This is a genomic window from Rhodococcus sp. T7 (genome assembly GCF_009872365.1).
GTDB lineage: Bacteria > Actinomycetota > Actinomycetes > Mycobacteriales > Mycobacteriaceae > Rhodococcus_F.
Map to the genome: position 1 here is coordinate 827,325 of NZ_WXYH01000389.1, position 1,152 is coordinate 828,476.

The 1,152-nt window shown below is 61.2% G+C and carries 1 protein-coding gene and 1 pseudogene; both read left to right on the forward strand.

What is annotated here, in order from left to right; genetic code table 11:
- Nucleotides 1-88: hypothetical protein (locus MLGJGCBP_RS54580; protein ID WP_236581247.1), on the forward strand; the 88-nt coding region annotated here is incomplete at its 5' end.
- A 900-nt stretch (nt 89-988) separates the two neighbouring features.
- A pseudogene (locus MLGJGCBP_RS47910) lies at nt 989-1,152 on the forward strand (IS701 family transposase); the annotation flags it as partial.

Below are 1,152 nucleotides of genomic sequence, written 5' to 3' on the forward strand. Positions count from 1 at the left end.
GACGGTCGACGACGCCGGTCACTGGATTGTCGATCAACGACCCGAGCTGGTGCTCGACCGACTACGGGCGTTCCTGCAAGAAACCTGAATATGGGCTCGAAATCCCGAGTTGAATCAACCGGAGCAGGCCACGAAAGTGGGGCACCGTCTCCGACCGCGGTGATTGTCCGGCCCACCAGCACCGGTTGCATCAAACTCAGTCCGGTATTGGCCATGGAGAACGCCGTTGCCGCCCCGAGCAGCTGGCGGTGCTCACGTAGGTACGGCCACAAAACAGCGCACACCGCCCCGGCTGGAAGTGCGTGCTTTTCCTCCCCGCGACCCGTAAGCCCCCTAAACCCCAGAAACAAGTTCCGTCATCATATTTGGGCCGGTCCCGGATCTCGGGTTGACTGGCCGATCGGTGTTCTGCAGCGGTACGGATCTGACCCGACATACATCGGGTATCGGTGATCGCTCCGATTTCGTGACCAGGGCCGACGGAAAACATCGTCCCCGGTGCGGGCCACGCAGTGACTCCTCAAGGGCCGACAGCACACAGAGTTCGAGTGTCTGCCGCCGGCCGATCTTCCCGGTACGACCTGGTGCCAGACGACGGCCCGGTAGAGACGTACCTTATCCAGATGTGGCCGACCACCGACCGAGCAGGGGTATCGCTCACCAGTTCAACTCAGGACGATGAACTCGCCACGAAGTGCAGTATCGACTCTCGTGCAAGGTCACCAATTGACGATCCGCGCGCCCACACCCCAATACATCCAGTTCACCGCCGTGGAACCCGTCGGCCCGGACATGATCAACGCGAATGGGCAGAGTCACCTCGAAGGCATGGACCCTTACCCCGGTGGGACCAATCCCCTTCGTGCGCTGCAACAACGAGTGGAAGCTCTCCCGCACCTTCATCTGTGGTGGATTGTTTTCGCCGCACCGCAGGTCTGCGACTAGTACTGCAACGGCACATGTTTGACAGATAGACGATACTGACTGCGTGGTCCTCGATCTGGTTGCTGCCGAGTTGGAAGCCTTGCATGAGCGGATCTCCGGTCGGTTCACCCGGTCGGAGCCGAGGTCCCGCGTCCGTGAATATGTGACGGGATTGGTTGCGGGTCTGGAACGCAAGAACGGGTGGACCCTCGCCGAGCGGGCCGGTGA